The 20,332-nt window shown below is 64.5% G+C and carries 21 protein-coding genes; 13 read left to right on the plus strand and 8 right to left on the minus strand.

The window, feature by feature from the left end:
• Positions 1 to 165: 165 nt before the first annotated feature.
• Both ACO0E0_RS11710 and ACO0E0_RS11715 read left to right on the plus strand, forming a co-directional pair.
• Positions 166 to 936, plus strand: coding sequence for an SDR family oxidoreductase (locus ACO0E0_RS11710; protein ID WP_422871582.1), 771 nt, complete (start codon positions 166 to 168; stop codon positions 934 to 936).
• A gap of 4 nt (positions 937 to 940) precedes the next feature.
• Positions 941 to 1,390, plus strand: coding sequence for an NUDIX hydrolase (locus ACO0E0_RS11715; protein ID WP_422871583.1), 450 nt, complete (start codon positions 941 to 943; stop codon positions 1,388 to 1,390).
• An 18-nt stretch (positions 1,391 to 1,408) separates the two neighbouring features.
• Here ACO0E0_RS11715 and ACO0E0_RS11720 read toward each other — a convergent pair whose 3' ends face one another.
• Both ACO0E0_RS11720 and ACO0E0_RS11725 read right to left on the minus strand, forming a co-directional pair.
• Positions 1,409 to 1,804 (minus strand): VOC family protein, encoded by a 396-nt coding sequence (locus tag ACO0E0_RS11720; protein ID WP_422871584.1) that lies wholly within the window; start codon positions 1,802 to 1,804, stop codon positions 1,409 to 1,411.
• Between the two features lie 230 nt (positions 1,805 to 2,034).
• Positions 2,035 to 2,646 (minus strand): TetR/AcrR family transcriptional regulator, encoded by a 612-nt coding sequence (locus ACO0E0_RS11725; RefSeq protein ID WP_422871585.1) that lies wholly within the window; start codon positions 2,644 to 2,646, stop codon positions 2,035 to 2,037.
• Between the two features lie 49 nt (positions 2,647 to 2,695).
• Here ACO0E0_RS11725 and ACO0E0_RS11730 point away from each other — a divergent pair, with 49 nt between their 5' ends.
• Entirely contained in the window at positions 2,696 to 4,174 is a 1,479-nt protein-coding gene (locus ACO0E0_RS11730) for an MFS transporter (RefSeq protein ID WP_422871586.1), read from the plus strand.
• Between the two features lie 225 nt (positions 4,175 to 4,399).
• On the opposite strand, the gene ACO0E0_RS11735 is transcribed toward ACO0E0_RS11730, so the two are convergent.
• Positions 4,400 to 5,740: a hypothetical protein gene (locus ACO0E0_RS11735; RefSeq protein ID WP_422871587.1), complete on the minus strand. Its 1,341-nt coding sequence runs from the start codon at positions 5,738 to 5,740 to the stop codon at positions 4,400 to 4,402.
• 605 nt (positions 5,741 to 6,345) lie between these two features.
• Between ACO0E0_RS11735 and ACO0E0_RS11740 the strand changes: the two genes are divergently transcribed.
• From ACO0E0_RS11740 to ACO0E0_RS11750, 3 genes are all read left to right on the plus strand, one after another.
• Positions 6,346 to 6,498: a hypothetical protein gene (locus ACO0E0_RS11740; RefSeq protein ID WP_422871588.1), complete on the plus strand. Its 153-nt coding sequence runs from the start codon at positions 6,346 to 6,348 to the stop codon at positions 6,496 to 6,498.
• A 96-nt stretch (positions 6,499 to 6,594) separates the two neighbouring features.
• Positions 6,595 to 6,744, plus strand: a complete 150-nt coding sequence (locus ACO0E0_RS11745) for a hypothetical protein (protein WP_422871589.1) — start codon at positions 6,595 to 6,597, stop codon at positions 6,742 to 6,744.
• Positions 6,745 to 7,213: 469 nt separating this feature from the next.
• The gene (locus ACO0E0_RS11750) at positions 7,214 to 7,468 is read left to right on the plus strand and encodes a hypothetical protein (RefSeq protein ID WP_422871590.1); all 255 of its coding nucleotides are present in this window, start codon (positions 7,214 to 7,216) and stop codon (positions 7,466 to 7,468) included.
• Positions 7,469 to 8,123: 655 nt separating this feature from the next.
• Here ACO0E0_RS11750 and ACO0E0_RS11755 read toward each other — a convergent pair.
• On the minus strand, positions 8,124 to 8,531 hold the full coding sequence (locus ACO0E0_RS11755) for a hypothetical protein (RefSeq protein ID WP_422871591.1): 408 nt from the start codon (positions 8,529 to 8,531) through the stop codon (positions 8,124 to 8,126).
• A gap of 1,275 nt (positions 8,532 to 9,806) precedes the next feature.
• Here ACO0E0_RS11755 and ACO0E0_RS11760 point away from each other — a divergent pair.
• From ACO0E0_RS11760 to ACO0E0_RS11780, 5 genes are all read left to right on the plus strand, one after another.
• On the plus strand, positions 9,807 to 10,619 hold the full coding sequence (locus tag ACO0E0_RS11760; protein ID WP_422871592.1) for an RHS repeat-associated core domain-containing protein: 813 nt from the start codon (positions 9,807 to 9,809) through the stop codon (positions 10,617 to 10,619).
• Between the two features lie 531 nt (positions 10,620 to 11,150).
• On the plus strand, positions 11,151 to 11,768 hold the full coding sequence (locus ACO0E0_RS11765; RefSeq protein WP_422871593.1) for an RHS repeat-associated core domain-containing protein: 618 nt from the start codon (positions 11,151 to 11,153) through the stop codon (positions 11,766 to 11,768).
• Positions 11,769 to 12,187: 419 nt separating this feature from the next.
• Positions 12,188 to 12,547, plus strand: a complete 360-nt coding sequence (locus tag ACO0E0_RS11770; protein WP_422871594.1) for a hypothetical protein — start codon at positions 12,188 to 12,190, stop codon at positions 12,545 to 12,547.
• A gap of 710 nt (positions 12,548 to 13,257) precedes the next feature.
• Positions 13,258 to 13,956 carry a hypothetical protein gene (locus ACO0E0_RS11775; RefSeq protein WP_422871595.1) on the plus strand — a complete coding sequence of 233 codons (699 nt, stop codon included), beginning with the start codon at positions 13,258 to 13,260 and terminating at the stop codon, positions 13,954 to 13,956.
• Positions 13,957 to 14,198: 242 nt separating this feature from the next.
• Positions 14,199 to 14,330: a hypothetical protein gene (locus ACO0E0_RS11780; protein WP_422871596.1), complete on the plus strand. Its 132-nt coding sequence runs from the start codon at positions 14,199 to 14,201 to the stop codon at positions 14,328 to 14,330.
• A gap of 486 nt (positions 14,331 to 14,816) precedes the next feature.
• Here the strand turns inward: ACO0E0_RS11780 and ACO0E0_RS11785 are convergent, their stop codons facing one another.
• Positions 14,817 to 15,275, minus strand: coding sequence for a hypothetical protein (locus tag ACO0E0_RS11785; protein ID WP_422871597.1), 459 nt, complete (start codon positions 15,273 to 15,275; stop codon positions 14,817 to 14,819).
• Complete coding sequence (locus ACO0E0_RS11790) at positions 15,238 to 17,082, minus strand: RHS repeat-associated core domain-containing protein (RefSeq protein WP_422871598.1); 1,845 nt, start codon at positions 17,080 to 17,082, stop codon at positions 15,238 to 15,240. The genes ACO0E0_RS11785 and ACO0E0_RS11790 overlap by 38 nt, the downstream gene beginning before the upstream one ends.
• Positions 17,083 to 17,254: 172 nt before the next feature.
• Here ACO0E0_RS11790 and ACO0E0_RS11795 point away from each other — a divergent pair, with 172 nt between their 5' ends.
• Positions 17,255 to 17,404, plus strand: a complete 150-nt coding sequence (locus ACO0E0_RS11795; protein WP_422871599.1) for a hypothetical protein — start codon at positions 17,255 to 17,257, stop codon at positions 17,402 to 17,404.
• A gap of 420 nt (positions 17,405 to 17,824) precedes the next feature.
• On the opposite strand, the gene ACO0E0_RS11800 is transcribed toward ACO0E0_RS11795, so the two are convergent.
• Together ACO0E0_RS11800 and ACO0E0_RS11805 are read right to left on the minus strand one after the other, a co-directional pair.
• Complete coding sequence (locus ACO0E0_RS11800) at positions 17,825 to 18,121, minus strand: hypothetical protein (protein ID WP_422871600.1); 297 nt, start codon at positions 18,119 to 18,121, stop codon at positions 17,825 to 17,827.
• Between the two features lie 636 nt (positions 18,122 to 18,757).
• Complete coding sequence (locus tag ACO0E0_RS11805; protein WP_422871601.1) at positions 18,758 to 19,474, minus strand: alpha/beta fold hydrolase; 717 nt, start codon at positions 19,472 to 19,474, stop codon at positions 18,758 to 18,760.
• A gap of 134 nt (positions 19,475 to 19,608) precedes the next feature.
• On the opposite strand from ACO0E0_RS11805, the gene ACO0E0_RS11810 reads away from it, so the two are divergent.
• Positions 19,609 to 20,136, plus strand: a complete 528-nt coding sequence (locus ACO0E0_RS11810; protein ID WP_422871602.1) for a DUF805 domain-containing protein — start codon at positions 19,609 to 19,611, stop codon at positions 20,134 to 20,136.
• Positions 20,137 to 20,332 lie beyond the last annotated feature (196 nt).

A 20,332-nucleotide genomic window follows, 5' to 3' on the forward strand; every position in this document is an offset into this window, starting at 1 on the left:
GGCCGGGCGTCCGCCCGACCAGCCGATCCAGGTTCGTTCAACATATCAACGGGCACCGACATGGTCCGCTCTGCACAGGTGATGCCCGGTTCCACGGCGAGTCGTGCGGCGTTGCTAGGCTCGATGCCGGTCGGACGGACCACCAACCAAGGAGACAGGACACTCGTGAGCAACCCCCTGGCAGCCGGCTCCCTCGCCGGCAAGCGCATCCTCGTCACCGGCTCCTCGCGGGGGATCGGTGCCGACACGCTCGCGTACTTCGCCGAGGCCGGGGCCAAGGTCGTCGTCAACTACCGCAACAAGGCCCGCCGCGCGGACCAGATCGTCGAGCGGATCACCGCGGCAGGCGGCGACGCCCTCGCGGTCGGGGCGGACCTCACCGACCACGAGTCCGTACAGGGCATGGTGGACACGGTCGTCGACGCCTGGGGCGGTATCGACGTCCTGGTCCTGAACGCGTCCGGCGGCATGGAGTCCGGCATGGGCGACGACTACGCCCTCCGCCTCAACCGGGACGCCCAGGTCGACCTGCTCACCACCGCCGCGCCGCACATGGCCGCGGGTTCGCGTGTCGTGTTCGTCACGAGCCACCAGGCGCACTTCGTCGAGACCGCGGAGACGCTGCCGGAGTACGTCCCGGTCGCCAAGAGCAAGCGAGCCGGCGAACTCGCACTCCGTGAGCACATCCCGGCGCTCGACGCGGCCGGCATCGAGTTCGTCGTCGTGTCCGGCGACATGATCGAAGGCACGATCACCGCGACCCTCCTCGAGCGCATCAACCCCGGCGCGATCTCCGGGCGCCGCGAGTCCGTCGGCAAGCTCTACAACGTCGCGGAGTTCGCGGCCGAGGTCGCCGCGGCGGCGGTCGAGCCGATCCCCGCGGACCACACCAAGCTCGTCGGCGACGTCACCGAGTTCGTCGACGGCCAGGACTGACACCGTGACCGCCGCTCCGGGCCTCCGCCGCACCTCCAGGATCCTGCTGCTGGACCCGCAGGGTCGCGTGTTCCTGATGGACACGAAGGCCCCGACGAGCGACGGCTTCCACCGGTGGATCACACCGGGCGGCGGCGTCGAACCCGGCGAGAGCCACCGCGACGCCGCCGTCCGCGAGCTGCACGAGGAGACCGGCATCGTCATCGACGACCCGGGGGACTCGGTGCTCTCCTCCGACTTCGACGTCGACTGGGACCACGCGGACCACGACCGCGGACACGCCGAGTTCTACGTCGTGCGGACGCCGGGGTTCACGCTGTCGGACGCCGGGTGGACCGATGACGAGCGCGGCGACATCCTCGCCGCGCGGTGGTGGACGGCCGACGAGCTCGACGCCACCGACGAACCGTTCGAACCCGCCGACCTGCCGGAGCTGGTCCGCCGGTTCGCCTGAGCCACCGGGCAGTGCCGCTCAGCCGCGGGGCGAGAGCACACAGAACTCGTTGCCCTCCGGGTCCTGCAACACCACCCAGGTGACCTCGGCGTTCTGTCCGACGTCGGCGCGCACGGCACCGCGGTCGAGCAACGCCTGCACCGCCGCGGCCTGGTCGTCGTCGGGGCCGGGCGCCAGGTCGATGTGCAGCCGGTTCTTCACGGTCTTGGTCTCGGGGACCGGCACGAAGACCATGCCGGGTCCCTGCTCGGCGAGCGGGACCCGATGCGCCTCGTCGAGGGCGTGAGGCGGGACGATCACGACCTCGTCCTCGGTGTCGAACACGACGCGCCAGTCGAGCGTCTCCGCCCACCATCGCGCCTGCGCGGCCACGTCGTGGCAGTCGACGACGACGGAGTACCACCGGAGGCTCATGCGGACAGTGTGGACCGCGCGCGGACCCGGGCGCCGGACACGACGGCGGGCGCGTCGTGTTCGAGGGCACGCCGGCCGATCTCGTCGCGGCGCGTTCGACACGCACCGGCGAGCACCTCGCATCCTGGGTGCGGGCCTGACGGCATCCGTCCGAGCCAGGTCGGGTCCCGGACGGGAGGCGCGGGTCGGCGCCGGCCGGTGCCTCCCGTCCGACGGTGGGTCGCGACGCGTCAGCGCGCCGCCGTCCCGTGCTCGAGCGCGTCGAACAGTCGCTCCACCCGCCGTCGGTGCGCGTCAGCGACCGCGGCGAGGTCGTCGCCGTCGAGCCGTTGGCGGGCCGTGCGCGCCATGACGCTCCCGTAGCCGGCGATCACGAACGCCGCCAGCAGCGCCGGGTCGCCGTCGAACGCATCGTCGGCCGCGAGTTCGGCCCGGAGCAGGGCCTCGAGGTCGCTGCCGATCTCCCGGACCCGGGCGACGAGCGCGGGGGAGTCCGCGACCATCCGGAAGAAGGGCTCAGCGCCGTCGCCGAGCGCGGAGAGCGCCGATCGGTCGGCGGCGATCCCGAGTGCCGTCGTCCGCAACGCGGCGACGACGTCGGTGCCGGCGGGCCGGGTGCGGATCGCCTCACGGAGGAACGCCTCAGCGTCGCCTGTACGGTCGAAGAGCAGGTCGTCCTTCCGAGGGAAGTGGTTGAACACGGTGACGCTCGACACGCCGGCAGCCTTCGCGACGTCGGCGACCGTGACGGCATCGAACCCGCGCGCGATGAACAACTCCGTCGCGATGTGCGAGATCCGGGCCCGTGTCTGCGGACCCCCCCGTTCGGCGGTTCGAGGCATCGTGACTCACTCTCTTGTGCAACTAACTTTAGTGACATAACATAACGGTGTGACGACATCGCAGCAGACCACCGATCCGGCCTCGACCATCCTCCCGCGGAACCCTCGGTCACTGAGGGAGGCGTGGCTCGCGCTCGCCGGACTCGCCGCCGTGTTCCTGTTCGAGATGCTCGACAACTCCATCCTGAACGTCGCGCTCCCGACCATCGGTCGCGACCTGCATGCGTCGACGACCGCGCTCCAGTGGGTGACCGGCGCGTACGCGGTCGTCTTCGGGGGACTCATGCTCGCGTTCGGCGCACTCGCGGACCGCTTCGGGCGGCGGCGGGTGATGCTCACCGGACTCGTGCTCCTCGGCCTCGCGAGCCTCGCCACCGCGTTCGTGACGACGCCCGGGCAACTGATCGCCGTCCGGGTCGCGATGGGTGTCGCCGCAGCGATGACGACACCCGGGTCGATGGCGCTGGCGTTCCGGCTGTTCGACGGTGACGACCTCCGCGTCCGCGCGATCACGGTGATCTCGACCGTCGGGCTGGTGGGACTCGCGATCGGCCCGACGGTCGGCGGGTTCGTCCTCGCAGTCGCACCGTGGCAGGTCCTCCTGCTCGTCAACGTCCCGATCGCCGTCGTGGCGTGGCTCGGCGTCCGGAGCGGCATCGCCGCGGACGACGCGGGCGAGCTGCACCGCGATCCGGTCGACGTCCTCGGCGCCGTCCTCGGGACCGCCGCGATCGTGCTGGCGCTCGTCGCACCGACGATGTTCGTGGACGAGGGCACCGACTCCTGGATCCCCTGGACCGCGGCGGGTGGCGCGATCGTCGCGACCCTCCTGTTCGTCGTCCGGCAGCGCACCGCCCGGCACCCGCTGCTCGACCTGCACCTCGTCGCGAACCCGCTCGTCGCGAGCGGCCTGGCCTACAAGGCGGCGACCGGTCTCGTCACCGCCGGCATGGGCTACATGGTGACGCTCCAGTTCCAGCTCGACTGGGGCTGGCCGCCGGCACTCGCCGCCGTCGGACTGCTGCCGCAGGTGGTGGTGCTGCTCGGTGCTGGGCGGTTCGTGCCGCGCTTCGTGGCGTGGGTCGGACTCGAGCGCGCAGCGTGGACCAGCTCGGTCGCCGTCGTGGCCGGGCTCGCGCTCTACACCGTCGCCGGGCGGTTCGGGTACGTGTGGGTGGCGATCGCGCTCGTGCTCGTCGCGGCCGGGCTGCGGGTCAACGGCACCGTCGCCGGCACCAACGTGCTGAAGGGGCTGCCGGAGAACCGGACGTCGATCGGCGCAGCCCTCGTCGACACCGCGAGCGAGGTCACGTCCGCCGTCGGCATCGCCGTCACCGGCACCGTCCTCGCCGCCGTGTTCGGCAGCCACCTGACCGGCGGCGACTGGACCGCCGCGCAGACCGACTCGTTCCGGGCATCGATCGAACTGTCCGGGGTCGTCCTGACGGTGGCCGCCGCGGCACTGGTGACGTTCGGGTTCGTCCGGTCCCGGCCGGCGGGGGCGAGCGGCCCCTCCACGACGGCCTGATGGACGACGACCTAGCGGTGGGCCCCCGGCCCGTCCCGCCGGGTCGGCATCAGCGCGCCGTGGCCCCCTGCACCGCGAGCGCACCCGTGGCCGCGTCCTCGACGATGAGGTGATCCGGGATCCGGGTCCCACACGGCCTTGTGAAGCGGGCGTCGAGGTGCGTCGTCTCGGTGGCGTCGATCGTCGACGGGCGCCGAGTCCACGTCGCCTCCACCCCGAGGTCGGTCAGCGCGTCACGTAGGAGCAGGGGAGTGTCGTGGACCACCGCGCTGGCGCCTGACCGACTTGCACGTCGGCCGTCGGATCGATCGCGCACTGCTCCGTCGCGGCCGGGATCTCGGTCCCGAGGGCCGGTCCGAGATCGCGCGAGGACGGCAGCGGTGCCACGTTGACGACGAGCGGGACCACGACGGCCGCCGCGACGCTGATCCCGAGCAGCCGCATCGCCACCCGTGGGCGCGCGAGGAATGCGTCGGCCGCGACCACGAGCGCAGCCAACAGGAACCCGGACACGATCATCGTGTACCGCCACACGCCGAACGACGCGATGTGCTCCGCGGTCGCCGGAACGAAGTCGAACCCCGGGGCCGGGCTGATGAGGATGGCTGCGGACCAGACTGCGATCGCTCCGGCGACGGTCGCGACGATCATCCAGAGCCGCCGGCGCGTCCCGACGACAGCCGCGGCGACGACCACCGCGATGCTCACCGCGGCGGTGATCGCGAACACCGCGATGCCGACCTTCGAGTAGATGCGCGCGACGTCCGGGAGATCCCCCGTCCACGTCGCCGGGAACGGCACCGTGAGGAACCCGATGGCGACGTCCGCAGCGTCGATGTGCGCTGGACCGTAGTCGATCAGTTCTCGTGGCGATGTCAGCGTCGTGAGGATCTCGGCGACGGTCCCGACGACCACGGCCACGACGACCGGCCACTTGCGCGGCGTCCGGATCCCGAGGAGCAGGAGCGGGATGAACAGGGCGGCCTGCGTCTCCGACAACATCGTGACCAGAGCGAGGGCCGCGGTCGCTGCCGATGTCCACCAAGTCCGTGGAACGAACGCGAACACCCACGGCGCGAGCAGCAGCAGGAACCAGTGCAAGTTGTTCATCGTCCCGAGCGCTTCGCGCGGGGCAGTCGGGATGAGGGGCGGGACGAGCGCGAGCAGGACCCGGAGCACGGGCGAAGCCAGCCGGTCGTGCGAGTACACCCACAGCAATGCGCTCACAACGCCCACACACAGGCACGACAAGAGCGTCACGGTCTGCGCCAGGTGCTCGGGCCCGGCGATCGCGGTCGCGAACCACGCCAGGAACCGGGGGAGTACCTGCAGGTATCCGCCGAGCGGGATGGCGATCGAACCCCACAACCCGTGTGCGAGAGCGTCCGACACGAAGTCCCGACCGTCCTCCGCCCAGAGCGTGTGACGATCCGTCGGGGTCAAACGAGCGTCCGCGATGGCTGTGCTCGCGACGGTGATCAGGACGGCGACGACACCCCGGGCCAATGGTCGCGACCACCACGGGATGCGCGCCACCGCGGGCGCGCTCTCCAATGCTGCGCTCATGGGTTGCTCCTGCCTCGACGCGCGAGAACTCTACTGGCTCCGGTCCGTCCGACACGGCGCCGTACCGACGGCTGCGCCACGGGCGGCCGCATCTGCGCCACGAGCGAGGGCACACGGCCGGGCGAATTCGATCCAGGGCGATGAAGTGTCTCGATGGGGTACCGATGCTGGTTCGTTCGGTCCGTCCCCCTGTTCCGCGCCCACAATGCAAGTGGGTCATGCGGCCGCTGCTTGCGAGAGGATACATTTCGGTAGTGGCGACGTTCATGGGCCGCGCGGACCGCCCGGCCCGAGTGTGGTCCACGCCCTGCTCCGTGGCGATGGCGATGGCGATGGCGATGGCGATGGCGATCCAGTCCGCGATGGGTGATCATCTTCCGACTCGACCAGATCGTGGTCCGTGACGATGATCGCGAGGCTTCACGGCGGCTACGGGAACCGCCACTCACCCTGGGAGACATGACATGCATCCGTCGGACGCTTTGAGGACGGCGCACGCTGCCGTTGCACGACTATTGACAGCTCCAGAACTCGCACACAGCCAAGTCCGGGAGCCGAACGAGCACGACTCCCTGGCAGCATCGGGTGAGTGGTCTCATCTCGTCGTGACGGTCTACCGAGATGTGGCGATCCTGTCCTGGAACGCATACGACGATGAAGCATCATTCACGGAACGCGCGATCGGAGATCTGCAGGACTTCATCGCCGAGAGCAAATTCGGGTGGGGCGAGTGGCGGGTGCCGACCGAACGTGCCTAGTGGAAGCACCTGTCAGGATGGCCGCGCTCCTGTCTCCGGAGGAGTCGAAAGTCACTTCAAAGGCAAAGGTAGTGACGCGTGATGAGGACCTTCGACATGATCAACACGTCCGTGCACGCCGGACTGTACCTCTACGACGCCATCGGGAACCCCGTCGGGCTCCTCACCGACACCGGCACCCGCACCAACGGCGACGCGTTCGTGAAGTTCGGACTCCGCTGGTACCTGCCCACCACCGGCACCTGAACCCAACGCGACACCAATCCTATCGACGCTCAAGATGTATCAGGTGATGTGGCCCAGGCTTGCGGGAGTTGAAACGTGTACTGTTCGCATCTAATATTGGGACGTCCAATGGATGGACTTCGTAAAACAATTACGCACTCGGTCTTCCAGACGCGGCAGCGGTTCTTGGGGGAGCAGGCTACGCTGCGCGAGCTGTAGAACTCGCGAAGATGGCCGAGGCGGTTGATGCTGCAGGACCCCCGGAAGAAGCTGCAACGGCACTCGGGTACCACGTCTCACAGGTGCACCCGAAGTATGGTGGATATACAAACGGTGAAAACTTCATCAGTCACGACATCGGAAGTGGCAACTCCCGTGGAGCCCATGATGGCGGATACTGGAAAGAGCTAAGACGATCAAGGCACTGCTAGAGAGGGAGACTCGAGACGATACGTACGACAAGCATCTCAAGCCGATTGGTGGTTGAATCATGAACGAAGAAAAGCGTGTTACCTGGTCAGTTCAATTTTTCGAGCTTTCGGCGCGTGGTGCCCGATTCGTACGCTTCATCTGCCGTATTCTTCGGTTAGACAGATTTGCATACACGGTGCCACCAAAGGATATTGTTGTCGTGCTTGACACCGAAACGGCACGGGCACTCGTGGGCATTCTCTTGAATCCCTCAATGACTGATGAAGAAGCTTTCCGTAAGGATCTCGCCGATCTGATCAGTCTGCAGCTGTGACACGGGAAAGCGCGCTACATTACAGGTGGGATTTGCGGCGTTTGCTCTCCGAGCTAGGCGGCGCTACTCCCTTGGGGACCCCGGGCAGCTTCAGGTCGCCGGCATCAATCGTCGCGGAGGTTCCGGTCCGCGTCTGTGCTTCCCGCCCCGCCCGTTCCTGAGCTGCTCGTGGTCGACCTGGACCGAGGTGAAGCCTCCGGTCCCCCGTCGGCCCGTTCCGTTCAATAGGTACTTCGTCTGGCCGTCCTCGCGGATCCAGCACTCGGCCTACTAGACGCGTTCAACCTTCCCCGCGACGGCGAGGACGGTTGGTGCTTTTGCACCCGCACTTCGGCGACGACTGCCCAGTAGCACTGATCCACCTGCTCCTGCTCCTCGACGGTGGTCTCGTCGTAGAGACGGCCGTCGGGCTGCTTCCACTCCCGGTCGCGGCGCCAGATCGTCGGGACCCGACGTGTCACGGGACGGCCGTACGGCGGGTAATTCATCTGACCCGCGAAGGCGGCGGAGCGAGCCGTCAGTGCTTGCACCGCCCACTCGGTTCTTGCCTGCACGGCAGGTTCATTCACCGACGACATGTGCATAGCTCCCGCAAGTAAATTCAATGGGGGACATGCATGCTTGGGCCTGTCAGGAACTCGTGACGTGTTATCTACTAGATCATGTAATCGACTTTGGGCTCCTGGCGCAGCGGGTCCAGCAGCTTCAATTTTGCAGGCGCCCATGTTTGAGTCGCGGCCTTCGCAGCTTCTACAAGAAAGACTGGAACTTCATCGAATTCATCCTCGTCCCGATAGTAGGCAAGTGAGACCATACGAGCCACGAGAGGCTGGTAGAAATCGCTGCTGGAGTTGTTCGAATTTTGTTTCAAGGCATCCATCAGAAGGGTGATCGATTCACCAGCTGCGAGCAGTTGCATCAAAATCTTGATCACCTCATACCGACCATCGGCGTCATCGCCCAATGGGAGGGCCAACTGATGAGCGCCCTCCCGAAGTAACTCGCTGGTTGCTGAAGGAGCGGCGTTTGAGCTGCATGCAGCAAGTTCGAGGATCCCGGGCACTTCAACACCGGCTAGCACCCAGTACGGTGCAAGCGATGGCAGGTCGCACCCTGGGGGTAGCGCCCTCAATTCATTTGCGGCATAGCAGACAACAAATGATTTAGGTATAGTTTTATTATTCGAGCTTGAAGTCCGCACTTTCACCCGTTTTCATATTGTATACCCAATGGCTTCCTACACCATTCACATTTCTTTCCATCTCCACACGACCTTGCACGCCGGGCCATCGTGGGTCAGTCATCGCGATACCCTACATGGTGGCTTCACGTCGAGTCGCCTACGCACTCATTGCTAAACTCAGGTCGGCAGCCTTCCCGGGGGCATGTCTTACCGACATACTACTGGGCGGGAACCTCGCTGGTTACATAACCAGGTCGGGCATTGGGATTGCCCCCGACGCTTTTGTAACAGCAGCAACTGCCGGTATTGGCCTTTTGATTTTAATCACCATATGCGGATCAATCGGAGAGACCGCCACCTCCTATATCGATAAGCAGGTCAAGGAGTCATGAGCATTTGTGAAACGGAGAGCGAAGATTGAAGAATCAAAATGACCAGCAGTTGACGCCGTCCCGGGCTTCCATCGTGGCTGCGGTCATGATCATCCTCGGCGCCATAGCAGCCGCTATCCCCTTGTTCAGCCCGATTGCGCCAAATAAAACAGGTGGCGGGTTTGTCTTGTTTGGCATATTGATAATTGTTATTGGAGTTGCGTTTCTTTGTTAGGGAGTCGCACAAAGCATCCGACGGTGACGCTGATCGAGCCGGTTGAGCACCCTTCGGACATTCGGAGTCCGCCGCTGCTCTCGGTGATGAAACGGTTTGGGATGCACACGGTGACGTCGTTGAACCGTTTGACCGTGAAGTCAAATCGGTAGGTGGCGATGAGCATTGTCGTCTTGGGTGTTAGGGGGAATCGGTCGTCAGTGCCGACGATGATCGCGGAGAACGGCCCTGACGTGTCGTCCATGGTTGCTGTCGGGACCGACGAGTCATACACGGATGGGCTCATCTCGGCGATGAGCACGTCGCCCCAACGCGGCGCGAGACGCCCGAGGAGAGCGGGTAGGTGCGCGATTCATCCCGGGTGGGCTCGCCAGATGGTTCCGCTGAGCGGCGAGGACATGAGCGCCATGATGAGACGGCTGCCACCGACGAAGGCCAGGTCAGCAGCTGCGGGTGGAGTCTGGACAACCGGGGGAATCCGATTGCGGTGAGCAGTACCAGCAGCCACACCCACCTAGCGCCCCCGACACGTACAACGGTGCCGAGCAGATGACGTCCTCCACCACCGGCGGCGCCACCACCACCTACACCTACGCCGGGGCAGCACAGAACCAGGTGCTCTCCGAGACCACCCCAGGAACGGACTCGTACACGTACACATACGGTGGACACGGCGAGCTCCTCATCCAGGGCACCGGGGGAGCGACCTACGACGTCGTCAACGACGCCAACACGGGACAAGCCCTCGACCTCGTCAACACGTCCACGCACGCCGGCCTGTACCTCTACGACGGCATCGGGAACCCGGTTGGGCTCCTCACCGACACCGGAACGAAAGCATTCGCCGTCAGCTTCGACCCCTACGGTGGCCAAACCGTCACCGCCGGCGGCTCATCCGATTGGTACGGGAACAGCCCCTACGGATTCAAGTCCGGCACCCGCACCAACGGCGACGCACTCGTGAAGTTCGGACTCCGCTGGTACCTCCCTACCACCGGCACTCGGACCCAACGCGACACCCTCGACGCACCCCTGGACCCCACCAACGCCAACCGATACGCCTACGCCGACGACAACCCCATCAACAACCGTGATCCCAACGGCCGAATTTCGTTCACAAACCTCGTGAAGCTGGGAACATTGTTGTATGATGCAAAAAAAGCGATCACGACAGGCTCAATTCTGTCTATCGCTGCAGGCTTTGCGTTCGAATTTGCATGCGATTCGGCACTCGATACACTCAGCAGTGGCACTGCAGCCGTTCCTGCCGCAAACGGCTGCGCCGTAGGAGTTCACTCGTGTAAGGTGCTGTGGAGAAGGTCTCTGAAGGTGAATGATTTGAGAAGGTATTCTCATGAATAAAAAACTATTCGATGTACCCCATCCTTGGATGCTCATGATCGCCGGGCTTATTTTTATTGTGATGGGTTTTGCGCTAGCTCCCGCTCTAGGTTCTGCAGGTCACCGCACGGTCATCGATCCCTTCACCGAGTTCGCTCCTTCGTCTCTCATCATCATTGTTATGGGAGTCATCGGACTTTGGTTTATCGCCCAAGGGGTAATAACGTTATTGCGGCGGCGGCCATAGCCCTGCGCTTCGACACCTCATATTGCTTCCTGATCGAGGACTACAAGGGTCGCCTCTGCTGATGAGAACTGGATGGATTCTTCTAGGAATCGCCATTTCGTCCTCGTTCGTCGGTTTGATCACCACCTACACCGGCGCGGACCAGAACCAGGTCCTCTCTGAAACGACGCCGGGGACCGATTCGGACACGTACACGTACAGCAGGAACGGAGAGCTGCTGATCGAGGGCACCGGGGGAGCGACGTACGGCGTCGTCAACGACGCCACCACCGGTCAGGCGCTCGATCTGGTGAACCCGTCCGTGAATGCCGCCATGTACCTCTACGACGGCATCGCGAACCCTGTCGGGTCCTCACCGACACCGAGACCCGCGGCTACAGCGTCGCCTTCGACCCCTACGGCGGACAGACCGTCACCGCCGGCGGAAGCTCGGATTGGTACGGGAACACTCCGTACGGGTTCAAGCAGGCACCCGCACCGATGGCGACGCACTCGTGAAGTTCGGGCTCCGCTGGTACCTCCCCACCGTCGGCACCTGGACCCAACGCGACACCCTCGACGCACCCCTCGACCCTGGCAATGCCAACCGATACGCATACGCCGGCGACGACCCGTTCAACGACTCGGACCCGTCCGGCACACTTCGGGTAAAGTCCTACAATGACAACATCCTCTCAGTGGTGTACTTCTACCGAATCGAAACTAGAAACCTGGCTATCCTTGAAATTGATGGAGTGTCCCTTGGCGGATTTGCAGCCGCTGGCGTCTGGCAGCGAGCTGGGTTGTTGCTGGATCGGTCGCGATTCCGGCGTATCGTTCGTCGTGGCGAGTATCGCTCGAGCTCGTGGCGGATGTGTTCGGGCCAACTTCGTGCCCAGAGGCTATCGCCCAAGCATCGGGCACTGCTAGGAGATCTGGTGTGAGAATAGATGATTGGCGTCGAGCACTAGGCGATGCAGGGACGAGGGCATCACGGCTTGAAGGGTTCAGCTACGGGTTGCTGGGATTCGCTGTCGTAGAAGCAATGTTTGTGCTGGTCTTTCAATCATTCAGCGGATATGAGTCCGTAGCGTTGAACATCCTCAATGTCGTCTTCGTAGGTTTTGTCTGCGTATTCGTTTACCGCTTTGGGCGACTCGTGGAACAATTGCCGATTGATATCGATGCCGAGAATATACCGAGATCGCTAATCAGACTGCGTTCTGCTTATGAGAGAAGGCAGAAGCGATTTGAGCGAGAATCTCATCCCGGCCCGACAGACCCACTGAGCTGACCACAGGTGTGACAAAGTCCTGCCGTGGTGTGTTCTCGCCCACACTTCGGTTCGCTCCCCTTCCTGACGATGTCGTCCTCCGACAGCACCACCACCGTCACGAGCACCTACGACCAGCAGAACCGCGTCGCTTCCACGATCAACACTGCCGGCGGCGGGACCATCAGCTACAGCTACGACAAGATGGGCAACGTCGTTTCGACCACCGCCGATGGCGGCACGGTCACCAACAGCTACGACCCGTCCGGTGTGCTCACCGGCACGCAGATCCCGAACAGCTCCGGGACGACGTTGCAGGCATACAGGGTCGATGACCACGGCCGCCGCACCGACACCTGGCTCGGCGCCAACGCCCTCGTCACCGCCACCACAAAACCGACCATTGTTGGACCCGTCGTACGTGGTGATGGTGTGTGCCGTCGCCTCTAAAAGCTTGAATTCACACGACGGTTATGAGAAAGGCCTAATCAGTGCGTACTGCGTGGGACCGACCAATTTTTCGGGGTGGGTTAATCAGGTGCACGTGCGATGAGTAGTTCTGACGCGACATACCCCCCGCAGGGATGGCGACGGCCTGCAAGCACTCTGTGGGCGCGGCGTGCATTAGCTGCGTGTCTCGACGAGATCGAGAATGGCTGGCTCACGAGCACGAAAGAAGTGCGAGTGAAGTTTGCTTGGGCGGGTCCTGGCGATCGAATAAGCGTCATCTACCAACCGCCATTCTTGGACCGCATCGTCGGTTGTTCTCGGGTCCGGGGGTCGGATGCTGTATTCACGAGCGAGGATGACGTAGACGGGGAGCCCACTGCGGAGGGGTTCGGCCGCGGAGTTGCAGATTTTGATATCGGGGAGCCGTTAGGCTCCCTCAGCGACCGAGCCTCGACGAGTAATAGCCGAGTGTTTTGGTGGGGGGATGACCCATTACCAGATTCTTTTGATGGATAGGTATTCGTGAACGGATGGGCCTGACATGATGGGTTCGATAGGATCCGCTCCGGACGACGATGAGTGATAGGGATGAACTGCTACTCCTCGCTGCGCAAGAAGTCGAGGGTCAAATGATTGTGTTTGAGGATCACTCGTGGTCGAATGCGGATTGGGAGCGGTTGCAGGCGTTGCTCGGGGAACTATTTGCGGCTGTGGTCAAGGGCAGAGCGTCTTCCCCGACGTTCATCTGCGGACCGGAGGGTCGTGTCCCCGATGAGGTCATCGCCGAGTTCGCGCACTGCTACATCTTCGTGATCGTCTACCCCGGCGGTGCGGACAGCGTGCGGGACCTCGTCGATCTGCTCGGGTACGCGAACGACATCGCGTTCTCGGGACCTCGAAGCGCGCTGACGGACTGGGAGTACCTCGCGCACGCCGAACAGCTCACACGCCTGGTGGTGGGGTTCGAGATCCCGGAGGTACGGGGGAGGATCCCCCTGCCGACGCTCAAACACCTCGAGGTGGTCGGCGCGAACCTGCTCGAAGCGATCGACGCTCCAGCGCTGGAGTCGCTGGAGGTCGAGATCGAGCGGCGAGCACCATGCCCCTCGAACAAGCCGACGACGATCTCGGTCCTCACCGTGCACTCGCGGCGGACATCCGAGCCATGGGCAGCCGGCGACCTGGTAGGGCTGACGAACGTGACGATGGTCAAGATCGCAGCCGGAAGGGCCGACATCGACCTCACCGCCCTCGCCGACGCGACCCCGCTGGCATGGGTTGATGTGGGCTCCGTCGGCACCCTAACTGGGATCGGCAGCGTCGCACGGCTCCCGAACCTGCACTCGCTCGAGCTCTCCCGCGTTCGGGACCTCTCTGACGCCCGCGCACTGCTGGAAGCCCGCGCCTAGGCCTATGTGGTGGTCAAGCAGCCGGGTCCGTGGATCGACGAGATCCATGCCGACGCGCAAGGGCGTGACCGGTGGTTCCTGCCCAGAGAAGGATCAAGCACCCGGCCGGCGGCGCTGGAGAACGGCGCGGTGTTCGGGCAGTTCGAAGCGGAACCGATCGAGGGCGCCACCTGGAACTTCAGTGCCGACCAGGACCCCACCACTACCTCGAAGCACGGGTGGCTGCAGCGCTCCAGAATGCGATGCCCGAGCTCCTCGAGAGCGAGAAGGTCTCCCTCGACCCCGAGGGCGACTTCGTCCACGTCGTCGCCATCGGCAAGCGCAACGCCACCCGCGTCGCGAAGGTGCTGAGCGACATCGGGCCCGCTGAGTGACGTGATGGCCACCGGCCGACGCGTCGTGGCCGATCTCCACCTCGCGTCATCTATGCAGAACCCACCATCTGCTGCACCGGCCCCAAGAACGCCAGCATTGCTGCGCCCCGTCCGAGCGCCGATAATGCATATTATGTCAGTTTAGGTTACGGGCACGCCTGAAACGACGCCCTTCACCTCAGCTCCGCCCCCGCTGACGCATCGAGTCCAGTGGGGCACTCCCTGTAGCGCTTGACGCCCCTTGGACATGCAGTTTCGCGGGGCAGGCAGACGGCGATACCGCTGGTCAGAGGCCAGTGCCGCTGCCTGAGCGAACCCATCCGTCAACTGGTGGCGCGGGGTCGTCGAAGCCACGAGCCTCCCAGCCATGTCGTAGAACTACGTCGACACGTTCGAGACCGCCCCGTGCGTGGTTGTGTCCTGCAACACATCACCTGACCGCGACCGCACCACCGTGCCCGACACCGTCGACTGGCCGTTCGGGAATCAAATCACATCCAACCATTCCGCCACCCGAATCTCGACAATGGCATTATCTTGCCAGTATTTTTTTCCTTGAGCCTTGACCCATTCGGTACTGGTTACCTGGGTAAAAAATCTTCTGAGATCGAGAACAGCCGTGTGCGACGACTCAAAGGAATGGGACTTGGGGTCTTCAAGCATAGACACCGAGAATCCCGGGACGATTTGATCGGCCCGAGTTGTGATATAGGGAAGACCAGGCCGTGATGGCAGCTCATGTTCTAGGAACGGAAACGTTAGGTTAATATTCAGATAACGATCATCGCCGTATCGAGACTTCTGAAGCCAAATATCGACAATTATCGTCGAGCCGGTTCCGTCGTCAAACTGCCACTTGCGTGGTGTTCTGTGATGATAACCTGCGGGTAAAATTGACTCGATCTGTTCAGAATACTCGCGGGTTGACCGGTCGCTTGGGGACATTATAGGTTACCAGCTTTCCATGCCACTTCTGTCCTGTGGCCCATTCCATGTACTTGACATATTTGCGCAGTTGACGGTTCCCCGTCCGAATACCGCGCGCGGTATTCGGCTTGAGTTCGATGATAATGCGCTTGGAATAGTTAATTGCATCGAATCTCATCCTCAGCTGAGGATTGTATGACTCCCGCAAAAAACCCTTCGGGTATTTCCAAATTTTATGCATTGCTCGCCCATATGCTGCCGCGGACGACTCCCCACCCTTGGGGCCTGGCCCCTTCAGCGTAGTGGTCCATTTTCCGCCGCCGGCCTGAAGTTCCTCTCCGATGCATTCAGGGCCATCCTCGCATCGCCCGGTGAGGTCGAAAGCGTCGGTCGGATCCTTCACATAGGCATAGTCGTTGTCGGTCCCGCCTTCGACGGGGTCGACCTGCAAGAACCGGCCGAGTGCTGCGACGTATTGCCGGGCGCCCATCTCGATGGTGGCGATCGACCCAAGGTGCTCCGACAATTTCTGGTGTTGTCCGAGCCATCCGTAGTCAGCAGCACCGGTTTGGGTGTCCGGGCCGGCTTGGTTCGCGGTCACGGTTCCGAGGAGTCCGGAGGTGGGGTCTTCGACCTGCCCGAACGGGTCGTAGACCGCGAGCCCTGAAGCGCGGGTTCCGGCGCCGTCGGCGGTGGTGATGATGTCGCCGTGGATGTTCGGGTACGACCACGAGCTCGACGTGCCCCGCAGCTCCGCGGTCACACCACCGGGGAGGGACAGGTCCCACTCGGTCAGTGCACTGCTGCCGTCGAGAGCGAAGTCCGGGGTGTCCCCGTCACCGGTGAACCCGTACCGGGTCACCGTCACCTGACCACCGGGGGTGGTTTCGGTGCGCTGCACGATCCGGTCCGTGGTGTCACGAACGTAGGTGACCTTCGACCCGTCGTCCAACACGGTCTTGGTGTGCCGGTCGCCGCCGTCGTAGGTCAGGGCCTCATCAGCGAGCTTCACGGTGTTCCCGTGCTCGTCGTAGACGATCTGTCCCGACGACAGGGACTGGTTCACCGGCGACGCACCCGTGACCGGGTTCGTGACCGTGGTCCCGATCAGCCGGTCCGCCGCGTCGTAGCAGGACGCCACCGTGCTCGCCGGCGAACCCGCCACCGCCGCACCGGCGGTGTCGGTCAGCTGATCCGACGATGACGTGCGGTTCCCGTTCTTGCCGGCCGCAGCGACCGCGCCGGTCTGGGTGCAGGCTGCCGGACCGAACCCGTATGCCAACTGGTGGCGTGGGATCGTCGCGGCCACGAGCCTCCCGGCCGTGTCGTAGGAGTACGTCGACACGTTCGAGACCGTCCCGTCCGTGGTCGTGTCCTGCAACACATCCCCGGACTGGGACCGCACCACCGTGTCCGACACCGTCAACTGACCGTTCGGGAACGACCAACCGACACTCGTCACCGCACCGGCCGCGTTCTTGACGATCTGCGACAGCGCAGTTCCGTTGCCGGCGTTCCCCGCGCCTGACGGGTACGTCACCCCCGTCAGCTCCCCCGCTGTGTACGACGGGTCCGCGATCACGTTCCCGTCAGCACTGACGATCTCGACCTGCGAGTCCACGTTGTACTCGAACTTCGTCCGATGCACCGGCCCGGACGGCGGCGTCGCCATCACCTCATCCACGCGACCGGCCAGGTCGTACGTCGTCGCAGTGGTCGTCCCCCACACATCCACGTAGCTCGTCGTCTGGCCGAGGAGGTTCGACGTCGTCGTGACGACACCACCCTTGTCGGCCCCGTCGACCGTTCCATCGGTCACCGACATCACGAGAGGGTTCCCATCGACGCGGTAGTCCGTCGTCTCCGTGCGTGCCGCGACCGCGCCGAACCCGGCGGTCGACGAGGTCGTCGCCCGACCCCGGACGTCGTAGCTGGTGCAGGACCAGTCGGCGTCCCCGGACCGCTTCGACCCGATCACGCGACCCCACACGTCGTAGATGAACGACGTCACGATCGCGGTGCCCGACGCCGGCGTGGCGCCGGTGCTGGTCTTCAGCTGCCCGTACTGCGGCGTGCTCGCATCGACGTTGCAGAGCTTGCCGTCCTGCACTCCGTCGAGCTTCGCCATCGTCTCCATCTTGTCGTAGTACTTCGACGTCGTCGCGACGTTCGCCTGCGCCGGGAGCGTCCTGGTCAGCCGACGCAAGTACCCCAAGTTCTGCGGCTCGTACGTCGAGGTCTCCTTCAGCGCCAACCCGCCCGGATCCACGATGCCAGCGGATGCCATACCGAGCCACGGCGTGTCGTACTGCGTCCCTGTGGTGACCCCGGAAATCTGACCGGCGCTCACTCCGGTGACGCCGGTCGGTGCCTTGTCATCGGTGGTCGTAGTCGACTTCAGCCCGTAGTCCGGCGTCAACGCGCTCCCGGGAACGACTGCGATCGCGCCGCCGTTGATCTGCCACTCCAGGACCAGGGACGCATCGACCGTGACTTCCCGGTACTGCAGCCGGATGCGGGCCGTCTGACCCTTGGCGAGGTGGATGACCTGCGACGCCTTCGTCTCCTTAGCGGAGTGCGGCCCGTCCGGCCATGTCGTAGCCGATCATCGTCGCCACGTTCGCGATGACTGCCCGGGAGGAGTTCGCTGCGAGCCAGTCGTTGGCGAAGGAGTCGCGAAGCGTGACGAGCTTCCCGCCGTCGTAGCCGAAGTCGGTGCGCTCAGCACCCGGGTCGAGGATCTGGGTGAGGTTGCCGTTGGTGTCGGAGAACAGCTGCGTGGTGTCCTGCGCGCCGGCGACGTGGCCGGGGTAGATGATCCGGCACAGCATGTTCGCCGGTGTCGGCGATGCACCGGAGGGCACCGGAGACGCAAGGCCGAGCTCGACGCCGCCGCGCGGACGCCGTTCGGTGACGTGTCGGACGCGCTTGTGCTCGCGACGACAGTACGGGAGCTGGTCGAGCGGATCGCGGAGCTCGGCGACATGTGAGTGCGGCCGGGAGATGACGGGGCGGACGCTCGGGGTGCTGTGGGCTCTCGACGAGCGCAGGGGCCCCGCGAGCCTCTGATCTCATCGCCGATTGAAGCAGCGTCACCTGCTGCCGAGATGCACCAGCGAGAACTGGGCACCCGGTACTCCTCGGCAGACGTGTGCGGAGCGCGTTTCTCGGCGATCGGCGCTGTGGCACGCGGCACGTGCCGATGGCGGACGAGAACCAGAGATCGCACGGCAGCGAGCGGTCCCGGCCACGTTCGACCTCCCGGACGTCAGGTCCGTCTCGAAGACATACCACTTCGAGGAGATCGCTGGGACCGCGCTGAACGCGCACGCTCCCGTCCTGTTCGAGGTGGCGTCGCAGGGGGAGAGTGTTGCCCAGTCGGTGGTCTGCCAGCAGCCCCCGCATCTTTCAGAGTGCGTCAGAACCGCCGACTCCAGCGCCGGTGGGCTGACGTAGACGACCGTCAGGAGGGCTGCCTTCTCATCTCGGTAGCCGCTCCGCTACTGGAACGCCTCGGGGAGCGCGTCGACGAACTGATCGAAGTTGCTATACCAGACAGAGTGGGCCGCGCCGGGAACGTCACGAACGCGCACGCCGCGTCCGCTGTGCAGTGCCACCACCTCGTCGTCGACGTACGAGCTCGGCTTCGCTCGGACGATGATCGACCCGGTCTCCGGTTCGAAGGAAACCCCAGGGCCTGTTGCCAGCGCGGCAGCAGTGGCGGGATCGAAGCGTTCCGCTGCGCGAGCCTCGACCACACAGTCCTGGTCGCTGTAGAACGGCCGAGACGCTCGAAGTCCGTCGTACGTGCGAGCGCGTTTGTCCTGCTCGTACCCCGCGGTGAGTTCGGCCCGGTCCCAGCCGCCGCGCGTCGCGAAGGGAGCGTCGATGTAGACCGACAAGTTCGGCATGAGCACCCCGACGCCCACGGCCGCGGCGAGGAGCAACCCACCATACGAATGTCCCATGACGAGATCGGGGACCGAACCGCATTCGGCGGCAATGGACTCCGCGATCGACCGCGCGGCGCGATCCACCGTCATGGTGTCGTCGCGCGGGGACATCCCGTGGCCCGGGAGATCGACCGCGAGAACGCGGTAGCCACTCTCGACCAGCAGCGGAACGACTCGCCACCAACTCTCATGGGACCCAGTCATTCCATGCAGCAGCACCGCCGTGCGTTCCCCGTTGCCCTGCGCCTCAACGTGGAGCTTCATCGGGGTATCGAAGCACATCCGCTCCACCGGCCGGCTGTGTCGACAGCCGATCGCTTTCCGGGACGGGGACCAAGCCGGACTACTCGTCGGTCCGGCTGTCTTGCGGTCACACTGCCTTCCGGAACAATGAAGCCATGCGCACCCCCGAGCCGCCGGTCGGAATCCCGTGGCACGAAGCGAGCTTCGTCCCTGCCTTTGGTCGCTTCTGGCGGGGCTACGTCGTGTTCCGAGGCCGCGCAGCACGACCAGAGTTCTGGTGGTGGGCGCTGTGGTGGGCGATCTTCAGCGTGGTCGTGAACGTGTTCTACGGAGTCGGCGCCTTCAGTGCGGCACTCGCGCCCCCGAGCAGCGCTGAGCAGGAACGCCTCACCGAGGCGATGGACAGCGCCAACCCCTTCCCAGTGTGGGGCTACCTGCTGTCCTCGCTGCCACCAGCAGCGATGATCGCCCTCGCCGTCTTCACCATCGTCGGTCTCGCAGCACTCCTCCCCTGGATCGCCATGGCCGTACGACGTCTCCACGACACCAACCGATCCGGCTGGTGGACACTGCTCTCCCTCGTACCGGTCGGGAACATCGTCGTTCTCGTGTTCCTCGTCCTGCCCTCCGACGAACGAAGAACACGCTTCGACGACTCCACGCACGAGCAGACGCACCGGTAGCAGATCGGGTACTGAGACGGTCTCCTGACCGAGACCATCGACATCGGCGACCGTCGTCCCCGAGCAACGCGCCCGCCCGTCGATCCCCCACCGACCCTCGTCGGACAGCCGCGTCTAGGTGTACCTGGCCGTGACGTTGGTGACACTTCGGGGGTTGTGACGCGGCGAGGCCTCCTGGCTTGATGGAGCTGTCTAG

This window comes from Curtobacterium phyllosphaerae (assembly GCF_049341865.1).
GTDB classification, from domain to species: Bacteria; Actinomycetota; Actinomycetes; order Actinomycetales; family Microbacteriaceae; genus Curtobacterium; species Curtobacterium phyllosphaerae.

Excerpts from the sequence above, each read along its gene's own strand:
- ACO0E0_RS11720 (WP_422871584.1), bottom strand. The coding sequence starts at position 1,804 with ATGAGCCTCCGGTGGTACTCCGTCGTCGTCGACTGCCACGACGTGGCC.
- ACO0E0_RS11725 (WP_422871585.1), bottom strand. The coding sequence starts at position 2,646 with ATGCCTCGAACCGCCGAACGGGGGGGTCCGCAGACACGGGCCCGGATC.
- ACO0E0_RS11735 (WP_422871587.1), bottom strand. The coding sequence starts at position 5,740 with ATGAGCGCAGCATTGGAGAGCGCGCCCGCGGTGGCGCGCATCCCGTGG.
- ACO0E0_RS11745 (WP_422871589.1), top strand. The coding sequence starts at position 6,595 with ATGATCAACACGTCCGTGCACGCCGGACTGTACCTCTACGACGCCATC.
- ACO0E0_RS11750 (WP_422871590.1), top strand. The coding sequence starts at position 7,214 with ATGAACGAAGAAAAGCGTGTTACCTGGTCAGTTCAATTTTTCGAGCTT.
- ACO0E0_RS11760 (WP_422871592.1), top strand. The coding sequence starts at position 9,807 with ATGACGTCCTCCACCACCGGCGGCGCCACCACCACCTACACCTACGCC.
- ACO0E0_RS11765 (WP_422871593.1), top strand. The coding sequence starts at position 11,151 with ATGCCGCCATGTACCTCTACGACGGCATCGCGAACCCTGTCGGGTCCT.
- ACO0E0_RS11770 (WP_422871594.1), top strand. The coding sequence starts at position 12,188 with ATGTCGTCCTCCGACAGCACCACCACCGTCACGAGCACCTACGACCAG.
- ACO0E0_RS11780 (WP_422871596.1), top strand. The coding sequence starts at position 14,199 with ATGCCCGAGCTCCTCGAGAGCGAGAAGGTCTCCCTCGACCCCGAGGGC.
- ACO0E0_RS11785 (WP_422871597.1), bottom strand. The coding sequence starts at position 15,275 with ATGTCCCCAAGCGACCGGTCAACCCGCGAGTATTCTGAACAGATCGAG.
- ACO0E0_RS11790 (WP_422871598.1), bottom strand. The coding sequence starts at position 17,082 with ATGTCGGTGACCGATGGAACGGTCGACGGGGCCGACAAGGGTGGTGTC.
- ACO0E0_RS11795 (WP_422871599.1), top strand. The coding sequence starts at position 17,255 with ATGAACGACGTCACGATCGCGGTGCCCGACGCCGGCGTGGCGCCGGTG.
- ACO0E0_RS11805 (WP_422871601.1), bottom strand. The coding sequence starts at position 19,474 with ATGAAGCTCCACGTTGAGGCGCAGGGCAACGGGGAACGCACGGCGGTG.
- ACO0E0_RS11810 (WP_422871602.1), top strand. The coding sequence starts at position 19,609 with ATGCGCACCCCCGAGCCGCCGGTCGGAATCCCGTGGCACGAAGCGAGC.